The sequence below is a fragment of the Aetokthonos hydrillicola CCALA 1050 genome (assembly GCF_017591665.1).
Lineage (GTDB): Bacteria > Cyanobacteriota > Cyanobacteriia > Cyanobacteriales > Nostocaceae > Aetokthonos > Aetokthonos hydrillicola.
Window position 1 is genome coordinate 1 of record NZ_JAAKGC010000388.1, and the last position, 1,418, is coordinate 1,418.

Sequence of the window (1,418 nt, forward strand, 5' to 3'; positions counted from 1 at the left end):
TGAAAAATATATGGCCTTGTAAATTCTGTCTATATGGGGATGTATTAGCAGGGCTTTGGCGCCTCTACTAATAGTTTGCGAAATTATTGCATCTGCTTGCAAGCGGTTAGTTGAAAATTTGCAATTTGGGGAATAAACCTTCCCGCCAGTAGCCTTGACTCGTTTAACAAATTCATCATGAAACGCTTGACCATCAAGCGCAACGGGATCAGAACAGACAAGAAAATTGGTCTTGCTAGCTGTTTTGATAGCGTAGCGCCGAAAAACGGAGCAGCTAATGATTTTGGTCACGAAGCAGTACAAGCCTTGCTCAAACGCATGGAAGATCATCGTAATCAATTGGCTGTGATTGTGGCTGGATACCCAAATGAAATGGAGCATTTCATCGCGTCAAATCCTGGTTTGCAATCTCGTTTTAGCAGATTATTTTATTTTGAACACTATACACCAAGTGAACTAATTTTGATTTTCGCAAAATACTGCTATGAGTATGGGTATACGCTGGATATTTCAGCACGTATAGCTTTGCAAAGAATTTTTGAAACAGCGTATCTAAAACGAGATAAAAACTTTGGGAATGGTCGATTTGCTCGTACCATTTTCGAGCGAAGCATTGAACAACAAGCGAACCGTATTGCAAATAGTTTAAAAGAAATGGATGACTCTACAATTTCCCTTTTGACAGCAGAGGATTTGGTTATTTGTGATCTGTAATCCCCGTTCAAGTTTAGATCTCAGATTCTACATCGACAGATATCAATAACATGATAATCAAAAACAAAATATTTGAGAATATACAAGTCGCTATATCTAGTGAGAGGATCTTGTTTGATTAATACAACGCGGGCAAGATGCCCGCACTACAATTTAGATATTTGGCATAATACTTCTTCACAAGTTAAACCAAACCTAGCTCTCTCTTCAGTAAGTTAACTGACTGAATACCAATATAATTTTCACAACGAATCAGCTTGGGAGGACGAATAATGTCTTCTTGAGCAATTTGCATCGCTGCTTGCACTGCGGAAAAACTTACTTTGTCTGTGCAAAAAATTACCTGAGCTCGTTTGACGACTGTCTGAACTCTGTAAGTATCTTTTGGTTGTGAAGTTATTACCAGTAGTTCATCCCCGCGTTGACCATGAATGATCACTTCTGTTCCGTTTAAAATACCAGGACTTAGGCTAACTACACCAACAGAGCTATCTTTTGGTAAGTTTTTAATCAAGTTCAGTTCTTTGGCGTAGTCATTAATATCAAGAGGAATAACACGCACTGCTGTAGGTGCGGCGATTTCCTCGACGACTCCGATAAAGTAGCGACTTGTGACTACAGTAGCAGAAGAGGTTTGATCTAGTAAAGCTGCTAAGTCTTCCATTGCTACCAATTGCACTGGAATTTTGAGAGCTTCTTCCAAT

Annotated in this window: 1 protein-coding gene and 1 pseudogene; one reads left to right on the forward strand and one right to left on the reverse strand. The window is 39.2% G+C overall.

What is annotated here, in order from left to right; all coding sequences use genetic code 11:
* Positions 1-177 precede the first annotated feature (177 nt).
* Complete coding sequence (locus G4P69_RS38185) at positions 178-714, forward strand: hypothetical protein (RefSeq protein ID WP_208346229.1); 537 nt, start codon at positions 178-180, stop codon at positions 712-714.
* Between the two features lie 184 nt (positions 715-898).
* Here G4P69_RS38185 and G4P69_RS38190 read toward each other — a convergent pair.
* Positions 899-1,418, reverse strand: a pseudogene (locus G4P69_RS38190) (GntR family transcriptional regulator); the annotation flags it as partial.